Raw genomic sequence first — 19965 nt, forward strand, 5'->3', positions numbered from 1 at the left:
CCTAATATCATATTTTACTTTAATCTTTAAATTGGAAGAAGGAGGACCAAATGAAGCAAAAAATTGTTTCCATAATATTAATATCCCTATTGAGCACAATTTTTTTAATTCCGATGAAGCATGCAGCGGCCCAGGATGAAAATGTATTACGTTTGACACTAGAAGAAGCAGTTAAGCTAGGCTTAAAAAACAGTATCATGTTAAAACAGGTGGAAAATGAAATCAGCTTGAGTGCTTTAACTGATAAAAGAGCGAAATATCGCCGCAATAAACTCGACAATGGGGATGCAGCGATTGATGAAGGCCGCGACAAATTAAGTGAAGCAAAAAATTATTATTCCAACAACCAGGCCCCCGCTGATATTCCTATCTCTGGGACTCCATTTACTCTTCCTAAAGGGGCAGATATTGATAACTATGTTAACAATTTACCATTATCAGAGGAAGCAAAAGCCACAATTAAAACCAGTATCAAAGAATCCATAGAACAGCAAATCGAAAATGCAGAAAATGAACTGGCAAATGGACAGTCTTCTATCGATAATGCACTTGAAGAAGCGGGCGGAGTATTATCGGAAAAATTAAAAATGGATAACTTAGGTGCATTAAATAGCAAAGCAACCGGAGATTTAATGACAACAATGACAAAAGTGTCGTATGAAGTTACAAAAGCTTCTTATGACATTTATAAAAACCAGATTGCCATGCTCATTCAAAAAAGTTATTACGATGTTCTTAAAGCACAAAAAATGCTTGAAGTAAAGAAAAAAGCGATGGATCGTGCTGAAAAACAATACAATTTTGCTAAAGATAGTTATGAGGCTGGCATGAAGGCCAAAGATGACATGCTGCTGGCAAATTTATATTATACAGGGACTAAAATTGAATATCAAAAAGCACAGGGCGATCTCAACAATGCCCTCACAGAATTAAAGAAAAATTTAAATATTCCTCTGAACAGTGAGATTACATTGACCGATGTCCTCACAGACCATGTAGAAGAACCTGACCTTGAAGAAGGGTTGGCAAGCGGCCTGAAAAACCGCCTGGAGGTAAAGAAGGCTGCAGGCGAAGTGATAATATATAACTTAAACTTTGATATTATAACAAAGAAATATCCTTCCATAACGTTTCAATATCAGGAAGCAAACCTTTTAAAACAAAAAGCACTGCTAAATCTTGATAAAACAAAGTCAGACGTGGAAAGTTCCATCCGTCAGTCGTATGAAACATTGCAAAGTACCGGCCTGATGTTAAACACTTCTAAAGAGATGATTGAACAGGCAAAAGAAAGCGTGGAAATAGCTGAATATAAGTATAATGAGGGATTTGGAACAGAAACCAGCCTGCTTAAAAAACTGGATCTTGAGTCGGCCGCCGGAACAATTGTTGAAGTCCTTGCAGCACAAGAAAATCTTGCACAGGTAGAAGAAAAAGTTGTTGAGATCATGTATGGATATAATCTTGCTAAGATGAAATACCTTAATGACATTGGAAAATTTTTATACTAATAAAGTGAGGTTGGCATCTATGAATAAGAAAAAACTAATTTTTAATTTATTCAGCTTAATACTAATAATAGTATCTTTTGCTGCAGGATGTGCTGTAAAAAACGATACGGAGACCCGGGTTTTTAATCCCGAATTAGGTATTATTTCCCAAGGTGTTATTGAAGCAAAAGAAGTAAGCATTAACAGCAAGATTCCAGGCAAAATCGTGAAGCTTCACATTGAAGAGGGAAAAGAAGTAAAAACCGGAGATTTGTTGGTCGAAATTTCCAGCGATGAATTAAAAGCCAAGGAAGAACAAGCGATCGCACAAATTGAGGCGGCTAAAGCAGCTTATGAGGCAGCAAAGGGGCAGGTGGCTGCCGCAAATGCAACGCTGCAAAAAGCGGAAAATGGGGCAAGGGCACAGGAAATTGCGCAGGCACAGGCCTATTATGATCTTATGGCAAAAACTTACGAAAGAGTCCAAAACCTCTATGAAAAAGGTGCAGTATCAGGACAAAAAAGAGATGAAGTAGCGACACAGTTAGAAGTTGCCCGCCAGCAGTTAAGTATTGCCCAGGAAGGCGCCAGAAGTGAAGATAAGAGCGGCGCTCAAGCACTGGTGGCACAGGCTATGGCAATGGAACAGGCAGCCAAAGGAAAGCTTGAACAGGCACAGGCCGGCCTGCAGGAGGTCCAGGCATATCTAAAAGATACTAAAATAATCTCCCCTATTAACGGCGTCATTACAGCAATCAATTCCGATGAAGGTGAATTGGTGTCTACAGGGATGCCCATAGCCACCGTCACCGATTTAAGCAGTACATGGGTTGAAGTAAAGGTCAAAGAAACAGACTTGGAGAAAATTTCATTAAACCAGGAAGTGGATGTAAAAATACCTGGTTTTTCTGACAATATATTTAAAGGAAAAGTAGTGCGTATTAATCAAAAACCTGATTTTGCCACCAAAAGGTCTACTAACGATAATGGTCAATTTGATATTTTGTCTTTCGGCGTAAAAATAGAGCTTGAAAATAATTCAAAAGCCCTTAGGCCTGGAATGACAGCTTTTGTACAATTTAAAAAGTAGGTGATGCTGCCATGTTTAAAAGCATATTATGTACCATTGCAAAAGAATGGAATACGGCGGTAAAAGAAAAAATGATATTAATCGTGCTTATAGTGATTCCTTTGCTGGTAAACATCCTCTTAGGCTATGAATTTTCCGGTGATCAGATTCAACATATTCCAATGGCAGTGATGGACCAGGATAATTCTTCTTTGAGCAGAATGATTGTCCAGCAGTTTAGTGAAAGTGAAATTTTTAACGTACAGTATTATGTGGATACAAGCATGGAGCTGAAAAATTTACTAGACGACAGCATGGTTCGCGTAGGCATGATTATTCCAAAAGGGTTTGGTAAAGATGTAATCGAATTACGTTCCCCTACTATCTTAATGCTGTATGATGGCAGTCACATGTCTATTGTAAGTGCTGCAAAAACCCGGGCAAGTGAAATACTTCTTACATTGAAAACCGGTATTTTGATAAGAATTTTGCAGGGAAAACTGAACCTGCACAGCGATATGGCACAAAAAATGGCTTTAGCCATCAGTTTTAACAACAGAATTTTATATAACCCGGCTAAAAGTTTTAAAAATTTTTTAACACCAGGCTTTGGAGCTGCCATTGTACAAACCGCTATTGCACTAATGACTGCTGTGGCGGTAAAGAACCACGAACTTGAACAGAATTTAAGGAAACGGCTCGGATATGTGCTCGGAAAAATTATTTTTTACAGCGGGCTTGGTTTCCTGTCGCTGACTATAAATATCTATATACAAAATAAAGTTTTCAATATTCCTTTTAGAGGCAAAATCAGCCATGCGCTGGTACTAAGCTTTGTTTTTGCGCTATCTGTAGCGGCTTTTGGCATCATGGTTTCTACCTGGATTCGAAATGAAATGGTTGCCACCGCTATCAATGCGGTCATTTTTATTCCCAGTACCATTATGGCAGGCTACACCTGGCCGGTATTATCAATGCCGCAGCCTTACCAGCTGGCAGCTACCTTTCTTCCCTTTTACCATTATGGTGATAATGTTAGGGATTTGTTTTTAAAGGGCATTCCATTGGAAAATATGATGCAGGATATTGCCTGGCTTTCCCAATTTACGGCAGCCGCCCTTTTTGCCAGTATACTGGGAATTCTTAGGCTAAAAGCAGTAGAAACAAAAACTGCTTCCATGACTGTAGAGGAAGGTGAGCCGGTTGTTTTTTCTTAAAACGCTACTGAAGGATATTAAGACCACCTTTATAGACTTTGACGTTATTGTACTTCTTCTGGGAGCACCAATCTTCCTGACACTGCTGTTTGGTGGAATCTATGTAAATCCTTACATTGAGGACATTCCTATTGCTGTGCTGGACGAAGATAATTCCAGCATGAGCAGAATGATTATACAACAATTTGATGAAAATGACAGGTTCCATGTAAAATATAATGTAAACTCTAAAGAAGAACTTCATAAGCTGATAGATACAAAAAAAGTTTATATGGGCCTTTATCTTCCCCATGAGTTCTCAAAAAATGTTAATACTTTGCGTTCTGCCGAGGTCTTGGTAATTGTAGACGGAACCAACATGATTATCGGTAATAATGCTTATGCGGCTGCAGCCGGCATCATTCAAACCATCTCAGCGGGCGTCCAGATGAAACTGTTAGAAGCAAAAGGAGTTATGCCGCAAACCGCTCAGGCTATGGCAATGGTTTTTAACTTTAATGACAGGACTCTCTATGACCCCCGGCTGACCTATATGAATTATTTGATATTAGGATTTGTGGCAGTATTTTTGCAGCAAATTATGCTGTCCGGTATTGGAATTTCAGTGATTAAACATGGTGCGGATATCGCCGTAAAAAACACTTTTACAAGACTCATTGCAAAAATATTATCCTGTTGCTGTTTCGGTTTAATATCCACATTTGCTGCAGTTGCAATAGTATCAAATGTGTTTAAAGTTCCCATAAGAGGCAATCTATCCATAGCGCTATTATTATGCAGTATTTTTGTATTTGCCATTAGCTGTCCTGCTCTCATTCTTGCCGCTCTTACAAAAGATAAGCTAAAATTTGCCCAAGTTTCCTTTATGCTGTCTCTGCCGACCTTTGTAAGCTGCGGTTATGTATGGCCGCAAGAACAGATGCCAAAAATACTGGTCACTATCATAAAAATCCTGTGGCCTCTCATTAACTTTGCAAGGCCATTTGATGAATTATTGTTTAAAGGAGTCTCATTCAATACAGTACGTACGAATATGTTAGAAATGGTCATCTATACGCTAGCCTGGTTTCCTGTGGCTTTCTGGCTGGTAAAAAAGCGGTTTAAATCAAAAACAATATAAACATTTTTTCCCATTCATTTTTCTCCTTTAAATTTAAATACTAATAAAGAGTCTATTTTGAAAGGAGAAATGTGAATGAGAAGAGTAAGATTGGCAGTTATCGGCACAGGTATGGCTTGGGAGCGGCTGCACTGGCCGGCGATTCAGGAGCTTGGAGAGCGGTATGAAATTGTAGCACTTTGCAACCGTACTAAAGCAGATGCCGAGAATTTTGCCAGGAGAATTAATTTAGACCTTAAAAACGTCTATGATGATTATCATGAAATGTTAAAAAGAGAGGACATAGATGCTGTCGATGTAATGGTCCCGATATCCCAGAATTATGATGCTGCCGCTGCAGTAATTAAAGCAAATAAAAACCTTATTGCAGAAAAACCTTTGGCTGCTACTATGGAAGGGGCAAAACAGCTGCTTGACCTCCATAGGAAGCACAATGTTAAAATCATGGTAGCAGAAAACTATAGGTACAATGAAGAGATTAATAAGATCCGTGATATCGTTAACCAGGGTAAAATCGGAGAAGTTGTATACTTTATTCAAAATAACGTAGTAGATTTTGAATCCGAAATGAAAAAGGATACCTTTGCTGCCAAGGAATGGAGACAGCATCCTGATTACAAAGGCGGTGCTTTCCTGGATGCAGCGCTTCACGACCTTGCCGGAATGAGGCATATCTTCGGAGCTGTAGATCATGTATACGCAATGGGAAGGCCGCAGAAAGAAGACTTTAATCCTTACATGTCGGTTAATGTGCAGATCCTGTTCAAAAACGGTGTAATTGGGCAGTATGTTTATTACCCTGACGGCAAGGAAATGCAGGCACCCCTTGTAGGAATGCGTATCTTTGGTACAAAAGGCGAGATTTATCTGGAAGAGAAGACATGCGGCTTTATAAACGTAGCTTATAATGATGGCAACCGTGAATTGATCCAGTATACCCCTGGCCGGGGATACTTCAATGAGCTATTAAATTTCTATAATGCCATGATAGGAATAGAAAACATCTCAGTAACTCCTGAAATCGAATATGGCGACGTTAAGATGGTGTTTGACATACTAAAGTCTATAGAAACAAAACAGCCGGTTAAGGTAGATGTCCCTGAAAGCATTGGAGAAGAGGAATATAGAGTCTATGCTCATGTTTACCAGGAGCCGGAACATGGACAGTACCTTCAATAGTATGTATTGAATTTAGTTTACTAATTACATGGGAGGCTGCGACATGGGGACGGTTCCTCAGTCGCATGAAAAGCGTATGCGACAGACGAACCGTCCCCATGTCGCACAGACGAACTGTCCCCAAGCCGCATCCATTCTTCCTGCAAAACATGACTTTTTCAGTGATTTCGGATGGTTCCCCTGTTACGCTATGAAGTATGCTATGATAGGAATTGTCAAAACCGATAGCAATGTGGAAATAAATACGGACTGGGCGCCAAGATAGGCATTACCGTCGTATTTTTCAGCCAGTATGGAAGCATTGGCGGCTACCGGCATAGCAGTAATAACTACAGGTATGCCAATCATTAACAGATTCAGATGAAATGCTTTTAAAATAAACAACACAATCACGGGCAGAAAAATCAATCGTATAAAACTTACGATATATACTTTATAATTTGAAAAAAGTTCATTAGGCCGGGCATTGGCCAATATCAACCCTGACAGAATCATGGACAGAGGTGTTGTGGTAGAACCAATCATCTTTATTGACATGGTTATCGGTTCAGGGATTTTTAAAGAGAATACAAATATAAACAACCCTGCTATTGTGGCTAAAAAAGGCGGATTAATAACATTTTCCGGTTCCATTTTCACACTATTGGACTCACCTCTCTTTATAACCATGATTCCTAAAGAGTTAAATAAAAAATGTATTGGAATACTAAACATTGAGACATATAAGATTCCTTCCTCCCCAAATAACGCTTCTACAACCGGATAACCCATGAAGCCAAAATTTGAAAACATAATTCCGAATTGATATATGTTCCGTGACAAATTGTCTACTTTTAACCATTTTACTGCCAACACCGCCACAACATAAGAAAAAGCCAGTATACCAAGAGATATTACGATAAGCCACACACCGTTTGTCAAAATCTCGGCAGAAAAGGAATGGTTCATGCCATGAATAATCATCGCAGGCAATGTAATATTAAATAAAAAGTTAGACAGATTCTTGCTAAAGGAAGCATCTACTATATTCAATTTCCGTGTAATAAAACCAACTAATAGTAACATAAAAAGTATTAATATCTGATTAAAAGTTACAAAAAAGTCCATATCAAAACTCCTCACACTTATTAATAACTCCGGTTGCCCCAAATATTATACCACAAAAATTTTGATTTGGGTGCATTTAATTTATAATTGGACAGCTTCTAAGCCTTTCCGCAACGTTCTTTCCATAATATCCTTCAAATATAAAATATACACCCTTTTGATTTTGTAATATCTTGACCTTTTTACGACTTGGTGCAATAATAATAGATATTAAATTACAAAAGAAGGAGTACAGTATTTATGAATTCAGCGTACGTTACTGCTCCACTGGTAGGTGCCTTGATAGGTTATATTACAAATTTTATAGCAATTAAAATGTTGTTTAAACCGTTGGAAGCCAAATATATTTTTGGTATAAGGATTCCTTTTACTCCCGGTATTATCCCCCGTGAAAAAGCACGGTTGGCGAGAAGTATAGGTATAGCAGTGGGTGAAAAACTTTTAACAGATGAAATTATTATCGATACCCTCACCTCGCCCTATTTCCACCAAAAAATAGAACAATTTATCGACCAGAAGTTAGCTGAGGTTCAGCATAGTAATAAAACGCTGACCGACGTTATACATTATCTACTGGATGATGCTGAATCAGAAAATATACTTATTAATATTCAAAAGGATGTTGCTGACTTCTTATATCAAAAAATTAATTCTCCCGAGGTAATGGAAAAAATCAGTTTATATATATCACAAAGTTTAGTAAATTATATTGAAAAACAGTCAGCTAACCCGCTGATTAAAATGGCGTTGGGCTTTAATAAAGGTATTATAGATTCTATCATTGACATCATTACCGGAAAAATTAAAGAGTTGCTTTATACTGACTCCCGCGCTGTTATTGAATCATTGGTACAAGACGAAATACAAGGCATTTTAAACTTAGAAATAGGTAACTTGTCCCAAAAGGCAAGTGACAAAATTCCTGAAATAAGAGAGATGGCACTAAATATTTTTAATCGTATAATTAAAAATAATATTAGGACAGTTACAGCTCTGCTTGATATTCCTTCTATTGTCGAAAGACGCATCAATGATTTTGATATTCTGGAAGTTGAACAGCTTATTTTAAGCGTGGTGGATAAGGAACTTAAGGCTATTATTTGGCTGGGAGCATTATTGGGATTAATCATGGGCTTTTTAATGCCATTATTCAGTTAACATGAAACATAGTGGGGAGTGGGGAGTGGACAGTGGGGAGTGGAGAGTGGGGAGTAAAACCGAAACCACAGAAAAAGTCCGGTTTAGCAGGAAGAAGGGATGCGACTTGGGGACGGTTCGTCTGTCGAATGCGCTTTTCATGCGACTGAGGAACCGTCCCCATGTCGCACAGTCCCCATGTCGCAGCCCTGAGCAATCAAGCATATTTTCATCATTATTTGCGCCGGTGCAGTCCGGCGTGGCAGTTAATAGCAAAAAAGCGCTTCGAATAATACTCGAAGCGCTTCTTTCAGCTTATTTACGCTGTTTGTGTCTTCTTTTTAAAATTATCTACGAAGGTCATTTCGCCCATTCCACGTTCCAGGTTTACTTCGTAAATACGTTTTGAGCCCAACTTCTTTGCAATTAACTGTGCTGCTGTTTGTGGGTCAATTCTCTCCCCACAGGTAAATACGTCTATGCTCGCATAACCGTGCTCCGGAAAAGTATGGATTGCCAGGTGCGACTCAGAAATAATAACTACTCCTGATACTCCTTGAGGCGCAAATTTGTGGAAAGCCACTTCTCTAACCTCAGCTCCGGCTTCCAGTGCAGCTTCTACCATTACCCTTTCAACTAATTCCCTGTTGTCGAGAAATTCATTATTACATTCCCAAAGTTCCATAATACAGTGTCTTGAATAAGTATTCATGATACTGTCCCCCAATCTTTTTAATATTTTCTCCACCACGGGGGAAGGTTAGTTCAACCGATGCCCTAATCCACAGGATAGTTAGTTCAGCAGATGTTCCAACCCTTTAAGTGGAATAAGTACAAGTAAATTTGAATAAACTTAAGTATAATTAAGTCACTTAAAAAATATAACACAAATCTAGAGAAAAATCAAATATTTTTTTAAAATTTAACAAAAAGTTTAGTTTTATCTTTTCAAATAATGCTGTATAATATATATAAGAAGAAAAATACCTTTTTTACTTTAATAATGCATAATAATATAATATTATTATATTGTTTTTAAATTCGAAAGGAGCATATCTATGGAAGTTGACCGGATGCAAAAAGGTGATTTTTTTAACCTGGACAGCGCGGTCCCTATACCATTATCAATGACTAAGAAACTACTAAACATTTTATCTGCTGAAAGTACACTCATGTCAATAGAAACCGATAATAACCATCATTTTGTTGCAAAACTGCATTTACTTGCAAACCCAATTGAGTATTACAAAGAGATGAATAAAATCATTGGCAAAGCTTATAAAATCAGTAGGGATTTAACCAAGTACAGGAAATACAAGGAAAACTCACGAGTATTTAATAGTGTCAACATCATTCAAACTAACGGGATGTATTTTATTGATTTGCAATATAGAAGCGCCCAAGGATTTATTGATATACTTAACAATCATAAAACAGTATGAATAAGGCAGGTTGCTTTTCGGATAGGAGATGTCAAACATCTCCTTTTTATATTGTCAAAATCCGTTATTGAATAAATGTGTCCTAAAGTGGTACAATTATTGTATATGAAAAATTGGGGAGTTGAAATATGGTAGATTTATTGAAGCTGAAGACAGAAGAACTTAAAGCACTAGTTGAATATAAAGAAGTTCTCGAAAATGACGGTCAGTTCCCTAAAAATTTCTGGACTCAAGAGAAATACCAGTTAAAGGGAATTAAAGTTAAGTGCAGGATTCTAACCCGGTATTGCCTGGAGAATCTGGCCCACCTGGAAGTAACGGATTTGCCAAAGTACAATCTAAAACAAATCAAATCTATCCTGGTTAGAGGAAAACTTTTTGGAATGGTTCAACGTGTTTTTAACCATGATGTGCTGGAACTTTTAAAAAATGCTTATCCGGAGGAATTTAAGAACAGGACTTTAAAAGAATGGATGTGGAGCAAACACGGTTTATGGCACGACGATAACCTCATTATTGAAGCAGTCCAGGATATGGTGCGTAAAGAAGGTATCCGGCGAATTGAGGATATTCCTACCCTTGACTGGAAGAAGAGATTAATTAAGCACGGTATCTACAATGTTTTAGCCTATTTCAATTGGTCTATTTATGCTCTTTTTAACTTTGTATACCCGGATAAATTTCATCCTACCGATTTTAAGTATAAAATCAAATGGGCTGCCTCCGAATCCCTGGATAACGCTTTCTACTTCATGCATAAAATCTTTAAAAAGAAAAGGTATACTCTGGATGATATCCTTATGCTGGGAACCTCAGACTTCCGCAGGTTAGGGCTGGCCGGAATGCTGATGGCGTTATTTGATTCTTCTACTTTGAAAGCCAAAGAGTACTATTTATATAAAACTCTTGGCAATGAAGATCATCAAAAAGAGATTATTAATGACATCAATGCACTTATTAAGAAAAAACGTGATGAAGCCGTTATAAGAAGATTGAAAAAGGTTGCTGCAGGCAAATATATCTACAACCTGCATGCTCATCAAACCATATATGATTTTGTACAAAGGCATGCTAAAAAGAATAATATGACCATTGACGAATTTATTGCATCTTATGGGTTTGAATATAAAAGCGCCAAAAAAGATATACAGGAAATTTCTAAAGATGATATATGGAGATTGCGTAAACAAGGCTTGACCTATGTCCAAATAGCGGAAGAGCTGGGCAGCAATCCTACCACCATCTCAGAAATGTGCAAAAAGCATTTCGGTGGAGACCCGCTTATTCCAAGACCGATAGAGGATTATATTACCGTTCAGGAATTGATGAATAAGTATCATGTTGACCATAAGACCGTGATGAAACTGGTACACGAAAATGGTTTTGAAAATCATACCACCATACGGTTCAGATATTTAAAGAAATCTGAAATTGAACCAGCATTGAAGAAATACATTAAAACCAGCAAGCAGCATCAGTTTATGGTAAAGCGATATGCGAATTAAACTGCGACAGGATGCGACAAACAAGAACTGTCCCCTGTCGCATTTTAATACACCTTGTCTTTTTCAAGATATTTAATTACTTCATTATAGACTATCTGTTTCATTTCCCTTTCCTGCTTATAGCTTACATTTCCATCCACACAATTCATCTCATATGCAAAAACTTTGGAGTTCTTTTTCAGCTTGCTGATTCTTTTCATATGTTCCCTGCTCATGCGAAAAACACCGATGTTAACATCCCTGATTCCTTCCGGGGGAATAACAGCAAAAATAGAATGGATAAAGTTTTTGTAAACAGTTTCTAAATCATCTATCATAATGAGAGGTTCAAGGGATAGTCTAACCTTTAACCCTTTGGCTATTGCCTGTCTGATACTGTTTAACCTTGCCTCCAGTGAAGGTGCTCCGGCTTCATAGTTTTGTATCACCTCTTGCGGTGACAGTGTCCATGCAAAAATAACATTGCGCGGAATCTCCTTATCTGCAACTGCGTTAAAATTTGCACTTTTAGTTCTGATTTCTACCAAGACGTTAGCATTATTCCTTGCATAATGGATCCACCTGCCGGTAAACCCGGTTAAATTTTCAAATGCCAGCAGATCCGATTCGTAGGAAAGACACAGGTAAATCTTTTTATCCCTGGTCAATTCATCTACTGCACTGAAATAATCCTCCAGGTTCACGAAGATTACGATATTGCCGGAAGGATACATCCCCTGCAGATAACAGTACTCACATTCGTAAAAGCAGTTCATAATGCTTGACGAATAGTAGAAATGTTCTTCCCCAAAATTTTCACACAACCCCGAACCGGGATATATAAAGTCAAATTTCTTCTTAGCCAGGATCAGTTTTTGAGACCTTTTCTGGATAATATAATTTTGCCTGGGCCTGTTAAATATATCCCGATAGTTATTAATAAGTACCCTTTGCGCTTTTGGCAGTCTTTTTAAAATCTGCTCTGTCACTTCATGGCCCAATATCTCTTTCTCTATGTATATATGAGAAAAGCTATTCAGATAATTTTCCAATAATTTGCCGGAACAATTTTTTTCCTTCATCCTTTGTTTTCACCCTTAAATTCTCATACTCTTTCAAAAAATCTAAAACATTAACTGAATTCGTTTTATCCTTTCTAATTTTATAGTTTTCACATGCTTTAACCAATTGATTCTTTTGGGCCTCAGTAAGTCTCAGCCCCTGGATAACGCCGGCTATCATCCGGCGTTCATCAGCCTGCAGTATTTCTTCTTTTTGAAAGCTTTCTGCAATCACTGCCAGGAATTTATCAATTGCCTCCAGGTTATTATGTATTAATTCGAGTATAAAATCCTCTTTAAGCCTCTCCCCTTCAAGTCTATCCGAAACGATTTTAATCATATAAATCTGATGAGGAGAGAAAAATTTTGAAGCTGCCTGATAAAACCCACTACTTTCCATATCGCAAAGCTTTGCTGACAAGTTACTTTCCGTTGTTACCGGGCTGGCATAAGTTTCAATATCTGCTTCTTCAAATGGATGACGCATAAGAACATCCGGATAAAAATCCCTTCCCGTCTCATGGTCGGTAATTTTATTAATTAAATATGCCCTGCCTATTCCTGCATCTTCGGTCCCCGCCCCACAAATTCCGATATTCACAATGCAGTCCTCTTCTTTCAAAGTGTGTTGTGAAAGGATATGCGAAACTCCAATAGCACTGTTTACCTTTCCTACTCCTGTAATAATAAGGGCTATTATGTCGTTGTGGAAAACCTGAAAATAGTGGTCCTCATTATTCCTCTTCAATTTAAAATACTCAATGACAGGCTTTGCTTCAATATATAAAGCAGTTGCAATATACAGCATATTTGTGGTCCTTTCATTTTTAGCTATGGACAGGTGACATGGGGACGGTTCTTCTGTCACATAATTATGTGACAGAAGAACCGTCCCCATGTCACCTGTCATATTATATCATTAAAATTATATTATATATTTATCATAGATTCAATAGTGCGACAGATTTTACAAACACTGTTATATTATCCCACGGAACAAAAAGGTTGGCCTTACAGTCTAATTTAGTAAAACATATTGGAGGGATATATATGGATAATTTTGTAAATTTCATTTTTAAGTGTTATCACTTGTTTTGCCTCTTCTATTCCTTACTAAGCTATGCTATAATATAGAACAAACGTTCTAAATCATATGGATAAAGGTGATGTTATGCCTGGCAGAACCATCATTCATGTAGATATGGATGCTTTTTATGCCGCAATAGAAATTAGAGACAATCCTTCTTTGAAGGGTAAACCGGTAATTATCGGTGCTCTTCCTCACCAGCGGGGGGTTGTGTCTACCTGTTCCTACGAAGCCAGGAAATTTGGCATACGTTCAGCTATGAATATTAAGGACGCCTACCAGCGCTGCCCTGATGGGGTATATCTCCGTCCGTCCTTTGAGAAATATGAAGCAGTATCTTCTCAAATTAGAAAAATTCTTCTCGAATTTACGGATATAGCTGAATTTGTTGCATTAGATGAAGGGTACCTGGACATTACCTATACATCACATCTCTTTGGAGGCCCGGAACAGATTGCATGGGAAATCAAAAAGCGTATTAAAAATGAGTTACAGCTAACCTGTTCGGTAGGAATAGGCTATAATATGATGACTGCAAAACTGGCAAGCGAGGAGAAAAAGCCGGATGGTTTCTATAAAATAATGAACCCGGAAGACCTGGACGCTTTGATATTAGGCCGTCCTGTCAGTGTCATATATGGCGTAGGCAAAAAGACCCAGGAAATATTAGGAAAATACGGAATTTTCACTGTAAAAGATCTAAGACAATTGGACATGTCCTTTTTAAAATCATTGTTGGGTAGTCACGGTATAGATATCTATCATATGTGCCGGGGAATTGACCACCGGGAAGTAACTCCAAACGAAGAAGCAAAATCCTACGGCCGGGAAACTACCTACCAGGAAAACACAAATGATTTTAATTTTATCCGGAATACCTTGAAGGAAATCGTAAAAGAACTGGCGTTATTGCTGAAACAAGAAAAAAAATGGTGCAGGACTGTAACATTAAAAATAAAATTCAGCGATATGAACTCTATTACCCGCTCCCAGACAGTGGAAGAACCTATCAATGATACAAACACCATTTACAATATCGCCTGTAAACTGCTAAACAAGGTTGAAAGAAATAGATACATACGGCTGGTAGGACTATCTTTAAGCAACCTTACCAATCAATCCTTCCAGCAAATCAGCTTTGATATGTTGGATAACGCCCCTGTAAAGAAAGATAGGCTTTCCAATACACTCTTTCAATTGAAGAAAAAGCATGGAATGAACGTTATAAGAGATCCGATTGATTTCAGTAATAAAAGGTAAAGATAAAGATAAAGATTTAGATTTAGAAACAAGATCCTGTATCTATATCTATATCTTTATCTGTATCTCAGCCTCAATCTTTAATTATCTTCTTCGCAAGGTTAAGAATTGTCTTCTCGCTTGTAGCGCCTGAGATAGCATTATAAAATGTTCCATCGGGATTTATGATAAAGGTTATAGGTATTCCCTGTACTCCATACTGTGCGGATACCTGCCCCGTTTCATCCAGCAGCACCGGTAACGATAGATTATTTTTGTCAACATAATCCTTTACCGTCTGATAGCTTTCTTTTGAATCTACTGCCAGTATAACCGCTTTGCCTTCCTTGGCAAGCTTTTTGTTTGCCCGGTCAAGATCAGGCATTTCTTCTACACAATAGGGACACCATGTAGCCCAGAAGTTTAAAAAGACCAGCTTCCCTCTATAATCGGACAGCTTTACCTGCTTACCTTCCAAATCCTTGAGCTCAAAATCCGGAGCCACAATTTTTCTATCAATCTGTTCCAGTGCATTTTGTTCTTTGTTCCTGTTATAATAAGTATATCCAACGAAAAGAAGTACACCAATAATAACCGTCCAGAAAACTATATCAAATATTTTTTTTGCACCCATAATTTATTCACCCCCTTGTTACAGCGTCACACTAAAGTATTGCATTTTGCCTGTGAAAATAAGAATACCCATAATAATTAGGATGATTCCCGAGACTATGTTGACTACCTTTTGATATTTTTGAATAACTGTAAAGATTCCCTTAATTTTATCAAACAGAATAGCTGAAATTAGAAAAGGAATTCCCAAACCAAAAGAATATACCAGAAGAAGCAGAATTCCCCTGGTTACAGTTTCTTCAGTACCTGCCAGAAGCAATACGGAACCCAGGAAAGGCCCTACGCAGGGCGTCCATCCAAGGCTAAAAACTGCTCCAAATAACATGGAACTAAAAAATCCAAGTTCTTTGAATTCCATATGAATTCTTTTTTCTCTACTTAAAAAGCTTAACTTAAGTATCCCTAAAAAATATAAACCAAATATAATAATGATGGTCCCGCTAACCTTTTTAAGCGAGTCCGCATGGCTGCGCAGCAATCCCCCTATAGCAGTTGCAGATGCCCCCAATAACGTAAAGACAACAGTGAACCCCAGTATAAATGCGAGAGAATTGAATATCAGCTTTGTGTTAATACCTTCAGCAGTCTCATTTGACGTCCCCGCAAGATACACAAAGTATATCGGCAGCATGGGCAGAATACATGGAGAAACAAACGTGAGAATTCCCTCTATAAGTACCATTACGAGAGATACGTCGGTCATTGTACACCTCCTTTATTTAGGTGACACGGGGACGGTTCTTCTGTCACATGCATGCATGTGACAGAAGAACCGTCCCCGTGTCACCCGTGTCACCTTCTATCTAATAATTGATCTATAATCTTCATATTTCTCACTGTTTCTTCCAAACTAAACAGTGGCTGTCTATTATTTAGAACAGCATCGGCAAAGTCCTCGACTTCCAACTGATACCGGTCACTTTCTTGAACCTCTATTTCCTTCCTGCCTTCTGCAGTAGTGATAGTAATGGTTCCGGCGTTGCCAAAGAAGGTATCGGGTATTTCCATGACACCTTTGGTTCCTACTATTTCTGAGAATACCCGCGTGAAAGCGTTAAATCCAGAATTTATAACCGCTATGATACCATTTTCATATTTAAGTACAGCAGAAAATAAAACGTCTACTCTATTTTGCAGCACACACTCTCCGGACATGGATACTGGGGAACTGCCCGTAACCATACCAACAAAATTAATAGGATAGCATCCTACATCATATAGTGAACCTCCGCCTAGCTCTGGCGCCATTCTCACATCATTTTCCCTGCTCAATAAAAACCTGAAAGAAGAGTTGATATATTTCACATCTCCAATAATTCCGCTATCCAACAACTCTTTAACCTTCCTGGTCCTATCAGTATAGCGGTACATAAAAGCTTCCATTAATTTTACATTGTTCTGCTCGCATACTTTAATCATTTCGAGAGCTTCTTCCGTGTTTAATGCAATAGGCTTTTCGCATAATATATGTTTCCCTTTTTGTGCAGCCTTAATGGTCCATTCTTTATGTAATGAGTTTGGTAGAGGAATATATATAGCCTGTATTTCCGGATCGTCCAATAATTCATCATAGCTCTTATAGACCTTTGAACATCCGAATTTTTCCTGGCACTGCTTTGCTTTTTCTGCATCCCTGGACGCAATTGCGTAAAATTCTGAATTAGAGGCTCTTACTATTGCAGGTATAACTTGTTCCCTGGCAATCTTGGCATATCCCAGCACTCCCCATTTAATCCTTTTTTCCATTGTAGTTACCTCCTTGTTTTTAGTTCGAAGTTTGTGGTTTAGCCTTTTGAAAAGAACTGTAAACAACTTTCATTATTATTTGTACTATCATGTTGAATAAATTAACACTTATTAAATTATACCACTAATCTTAACACTTAATTTAAAAAATATGAAAATTATTTAAATTTATATCGATAACTCACTTTAAAATTATAAATAAATTAAGGTAGTTATCGATGAAATTCGCGAAGTTTGTATGAAGGAAATATTAAATTTTAAACTTCGCTCATTATAACCTTTTCATTAGTAAATATTTATGTTATATTGTTAAATGTTTCAAGGGAGTTGATAAAATGAAAATATATAATAAAAAGGTTTCATGGTTGTTGGTTATTTTATGGATGGGTGTAATATTCTTTTTCTCTGCAATGCCGGATACAGATTCCAGCCAGTCCAGCCTTGCAGCAGTAAATATAGTACTTGGTATCTTATCTGCTTTACAAATAACAGCAGACATTGGTTTATTGCATTTGATGATTCGAAAAATTGCTCACGGTACCGAATACTTTATACTTTGTACTCTTTGCATCAATGCATTTAGAAGTTCCGGTTTTTCATTACAACTAAGTCTTCTATATGGATTTTTCCTGTCAATTGGATACGCAGCAACCGATGAGTTCCACCAGCTTTTTGTACCGGGAAGGACAGGCACACTTACTGATGTGTTGATTGATAGTATTGGCGGTGGAATAGGGACACTAATATATTGGACAATAACTAAAACCCGGAGAAAATGAAAATAATGTTGAAACATTAAACATTATTTACTTTTTTTCGTATAATGTATAAGTATTCTGGAATTCCAGGGGGGGATAACAATCGAATTTATACAAAAAAAATTTGAGCAGTATAAGCATTTTAGTATACTAAGCTATTATCTGGTAATTCTCTCTTTATATAACATTTATGAGAAAATGACTGTTCCAAAATATATTATGTATTCAAGAATAGATGACTATATTCCTTTTGTTAAGGAGATGGTTGTGCCTTATTTATTCTGGTACATTTATATTATTATGGCGTTGGTTTATCTGGGTTGGACATCAAAGAAAGATTTCTACAATTTAGCCTTTTTTATGTTTATTGGAATGACCATTTGTTTTGCTGTTTATGCAATTTTCCCGAACGGCCAGAATTTACGCCCGGTTATCAGAGGCAATGATATTTTTTCCCGGCTTGTTTATTATATATATGTAACTGATACGCCAACAAATTCTGCACCCAGCATGCATACACTAGATGCAATAGCAGTACATGTTGCTGTAATGAAGTGTGAAGCTCTACAGAAAAAGTTCTGGATTCGGGCAGGGTCCTTTATTACAATGATATTAATTATCATGTCTACAGTGACGCTCAAACAGCATTCTATCCTGGATGTGATATACGGAATTATTTTAAGCACTGTGCTTTATTTGGCTATTTATAAATTTGACATGATAAAAATTTTCCTACTTGAAAATTCATATAGAAACGTTAAAGATTCAGAATAAAGTTCTCCCATAACTTTATTCTGAATCTTAATCTTAATCTCAATCTGAATCCGAGCTCCATACTTCTTCCATTAACTTCTCTATTTCCTCTTTTGTTTTCTTTGTTTCACAACTGTCCAGGTGAAAAAAACCATCCACAATATCCAGTACATCTCCCTCCCGTGCACAGGGTGGGAGCAGACTTCTTGCGATATTTTGTATTTGCCCGTTTTCCAGTTCCAGTACGGCAAATTTGCCTTCAAAGCGGTCTATTGTAGCCTTCATAAGTAACCTCCGTTTTCTGGACGCGGGGACGGTTCTTCTGTCACATGGACATGTGACAGAAGAACCGTCCCCGCGTCCACTAATTTTCTTTTTCTACCCAAACACTTATTTCTTGCCCGTCACTACTCATTACTACCGTACCATTCTTATCCGTCCTATAAATTTTTATACCCTTTTTATTCAAACGTCCTATCGTTTCTTTATGCGGGTGTCCGTAGGTATTGTCTTTTCCTACACTGATGACCGCGTATTCGGGACTGACTGCTTTTAAGAATTCCGGGGTTGTGGAGGATGTGGAGCCATGGTGTCCCAGTTTTAGTACATTGGCTTTTAGCCCCGTACCAAACTTTTCCAACATTTCCTTTTCAGATACATCTTCTGCATCGCCGGTCAACAGGAATGAAGTTTCACCATACGTCACCTTTGTTACGATACTGTAATTATTAAGCTCTTCATACTTTTCCGCGTTAGGAGCTAAAAATTGTACTTTCAGGTCTTCTTTATCGAAAATGATTTCCCCCGGCTTAGGGCTTGATACCTTTAGTCCTTTTTCTTTTACCGCCAGCAGTACATCTTTAAATGTTTTTGTATTATGTGAAACCTTGGGCATGTATACTTTTCCTATATCAAAGGTTTGAATAACTACATCCAGTGCTCCTATATGGTCCTCATGGGGGTGAGTACCTACGATATAATCAATGCGCTTAATTCCCTGATCCTTAATATATCTAACTATTTTTTCTCCGTCATTATTATTTCCGGCATCAATCAGCATTGTAAATTTTTGCGGAAGGTTTACCAGAATACTATCACCCTGCCCAACATCAATAAAGTGTATTTTTAGAGCATCCGGGTCCTGTTTTTTTTCTGTATCGGATGTAGTAATCGTGCAAGCAGCAGTCACAAACGTTAGTATGAATATTAGACATATGATAGAGAGTTTTTTTAGTTTCATGGGTGGATACCTGCCTTTGTTAGTTCGGAGCCTGAGCTCGAAAAAATGGTCTTGTTTTAAGTTATTTATAGTTTTATTATAGCATAAAATTTAACAGATAGTAAGTTGTGCTTTTTTAAAAACTTTAAAACAGCTTGATAAAAAGTTAATGAAAGAGTTTTATGAGAAGCTGGAGGAATAGTATGAGTTGAAATTTTTTCCAT

General features: G+C 37.5%; 20 protein-coding genes. 11 read left to right on the forward strand and 9 right to left on the reverse strand.

Annotated features, from left to right (window positions below; all coding sequences use genetic code 11):
• Positions 1-50: 50 nt before the first annotated feature.
• The 5 genes from CIB29_RS10330 (at position 51) to CIB29_RS10350 (ending at position 6075) form a co-directional block, all read left to right on the forward strand.
• Entirely contained in the window at positions 51-1511 is a 1461-nt protein-coding gene (locus CIB29_RS10330; protein WP_094549422.1) for a TolC family protein, read from the forward strand.
• A 19-nt stretch (positions 1512-1530) separates the two neighbouring features.
• Complete coding sequence (locus tag CIB29_RS10335; RefSeq protein WP_157910270.1) at positions 1531-2580, forward strand: HlyD family secretion protein; 1050 nt, start codon at positions 1531-1533, stop codon at positions 2578-2580.
• An 11-nt stretch (positions 2581-2591) separates the two neighbouring features.
• Positions 2592-3776, forward strand: a complete 1185-nt coding sequence (locus CIB29_RS10340) for an ABC transporter permease (protein WP_094549426.1) — start codon at positions 2592-2594, stop codon at positions 3774-3776.
• Positions 3763-4896 carry an ABC transporter permease gene (locus CIB29_RS10345; protein WP_157910271.1) on the forward strand — a complete coding sequence of 378 codons (1134 nt, stop codon included), beginning with the start codon at positions 3763-3765 and terminating at the stop codon, positions 4894-4896. Before CIB29_RS10340 ends, CIB29_RS10345 begins: the two co-directional genes overlap by 14 nt.
• Before the next feature lie 75 nt (positions 4897-4971).
• Complete coding sequence (locus CIB29_RS10350) at positions 4972-6075, forward strand: Gfo/Idh/MocA family protein (RefSeq protein WP_094549431.1); 1104 nt, start codon at positions 4972-4974, stop codon at positions 6073-6075.
• Positions 6076-6258: 183 nt separating this feature from the next.
• On the opposite strand, the gene CIB29_RS10355 is transcribed toward CIB29_RS10350, so the two are convergent.
• Complete coding sequence (locus tag CIB29_RS10355; RefSeq protein ID WP_094549433.1) at positions 6259-7182, reverse strand: AEC family transporter; 924 nt, start codon at positions 7180-7182, stop codon at positions 6259-6261.
• Positions 7183-7422: 240 nt separating this feature from the next.
• On the opposite strand from CIB29_RS10355, the gene CIB29_RS10360 reads away from it, so the two are divergent.
• On the forward strand, positions 7423-8340 hold the full coding sequence (locus tag CIB29_RS10360; RefSeq protein WP_094549435.1) for a DUF445 domain-containing protein: 918 nt from the start codon (positions 7423-7425) through the stop codon (positions 8338-8340).
• 298 nt (positions 8341-8638) lie between these two features.
• Here the strand turns inward: CIB29_RS10360 and speD are convergent, their stop codons facing one another.
• Positions 8639-9031 carry an adenosylmethionine decarboxylase gene (speD, locus tag CIB29_RS10365; RefSeq protein WP_094549437.1) on the reverse strand — a complete coding sequence of 131 codons (393 nt, stop codon included), beginning with the start codon at positions 9029-9031 and terminating at the stop codon, positions 8639-8641.
• 346 nt (positions 9032-9377) lie between these two features.
• Here speD and CIB29_RS10370 point away from each other — a divergent pair, with 346 nt between their 5' ends.
• Together CIB29_RS10370 and CIB29_RS10375 are read left to right on the forward strand one after the other, a co-directional pair.
• On the forward strand, positions 9378-9761 hold the full coding sequence (locus CIB29_RS10370; RefSeq protein ID WP_094549439.1) for a hypothetical protein: 384 nt from the start codon (positions 9378-9380) through the stop codon (positions 9759-9761).
• A gap of 128 nt (positions 9762-9889) precedes the next feature.
• A complete protein-coding gene (locus tag CIB29_RS10375; protein WP_094549441.1) occupies positions 9890-11266 on the forward strand; it encodes a DUF4046 domain-containing protein in 1377 nt (458 codons plus the stop codon).
• A gap of 44 nt (positions 11267-11310) precedes the next feature.
• On the opposite strand, the gene CIB29_RS10380 is transcribed toward CIB29_RS10375, so the two are convergent.
• Positions 11311-12327, reverse strand: a complete 1017-nt coding sequence (locus CIB29_RS10380; protein WP_198543832.1) for an SPL family radical SAM protein — start codon at positions 12325-12327, stop codon at positions 11311-11313.
• Positions 12278-13216, reverse strand: coding sequence for a 5'-methylthioadenosine/S-adenosylhomocysteine nucleosidase family protein (locus CIB29_RS10385; protein ID WP_198543833.1), 939 nt, complete (start codon positions 13214-13216; stop codon positions 12278-12280). Before CIB29_RS10385 ends, CIB29_RS10380 begins: the two co-directional genes overlap by 50 nt.
• Before the next feature lie 243 nt (positions 13217-13459).
• Here CIB29_RS10385 and CIB29_RS10390 point away from each other — a divergent pair, with 243 nt between their 5' ends.
• Positions 13460-14653, forward strand: coding sequence for a DNA polymerase IV (locus CIB29_RS10390; RefSeq protein WP_094549443.1), 1194 nt, complete (start codon positions 13460-13462; stop codon positions 14651-14653).
• Between the two features lie 73 nt (positions 14654-14726).
• On the opposite strand, the gene CIB29_RS10395 is transcribed toward CIB29_RS10390, so the two are convergent.
• From CIB29_RS10395 to CIB29_RS10405, 3 genes are all read right to left on the reverse strand, one after another.
• Positions 14727-15266: a peroxiredoxin family protein gene (locus CIB29_RS10395; protein WP_094549445.1), complete on the reverse strand. Its 540-nt coding sequence runs from the start codon at positions 15264-15266 to the stop codon at positions 14727-14729.
• 18 nt (positions 15267-15284) lie between these two features.
• Positions 15285-15968 (reverse strand): cytochrome c biogenesis CcdA family protein, encoded by a 684-nt coding sequence (locus CIB29_RS10400; protein ID WP_094549447.1) that lies wholly within the window; start codon positions 15966-15968, stop codon positions 15285-15287.
• An 89-nt stretch (positions 15969-16057) separates the two neighbouring features.
• The gene (locus CIB29_RS10405) at positions 16058-17011 is read right to left on the reverse strand and encodes a Gfo/Idh/MocA family protein (protein WP_094549449.1); all 954 of its coding nucleotides are present in this window, start codon (positions 17009-17011) and stop codon (positions 16058-16060) included.
• Positions 17012-17346: 335 nt separating this feature from the next.
• Here CIB29_RS10405 and CIB29_RS10410 point away from each other — a divergent pair, with 335 nt between their 5' ends.
• Positions 17347-17790 carry a VanZ family protein gene (locus CIB29_RS10410; RefSeq protein ID WP_094549451.1) on the forward strand — a complete coding sequence of 148 codons (444 nt, stop codon included), beginning with the start codon at positions 17347-17349 and terminating at the stop codon, positions 17788-17790.
• 198 nt (positions 17791-17988) lie between these two features.
• On the forward strand, positions 17989-18543 hold the full coding sequence (locus tag CIB29_RS10415; protein ID WP_242965157.1) for a phosphatase PAP2 family protein: 555 nt from the start codon (positions 17989-17991) through the stop codon (positions 18541-18543).
• A 39-nt stretch (positions 18544-18582) separates the two neighbouring features.
• On the opposite strand, the gene CIB29_RS10420 is transcribed toward CIB29_RS10415, so the two are convergent.
• Together CIB29_RS10420 and CIB29_RS10425 are read right to left on the reverse strand one after the other, a co-directional pair.
• Entirely contained in the window at positions 18583-18807 is a 225-nt protein-coding gene (locus CIB29_RS10420; protein ID WP_094549456.1) for a DUF3006 domain-containing protein, read from the reverse strand.
• Positions 18808-18886: 79 nt separating this feature from the next.
• Positions 18887-19762 (reverse strand): ComEC/Rec2 family competence protein, encoded by an 876-nt coding sequence (locus CIB29_RS10425; protein WP_094549458.1) that lies wholly within the window; start codon positions 19760-19762, stop codon positions 18887-18889.
• Between the last annotated feature and the right edge of the window lie 203 nt (positions 19763-19965).

Origin of the sequence: Petroclostridium xylanilyticum, from assembly GCF_002252565.1 — a bacterium.
Lineage (GTDB): Bacteria > Bacillota > Clostridia > SK-Y3 > SK-Y3 > Petroclostridium > Petroclostridium xylanilyticum.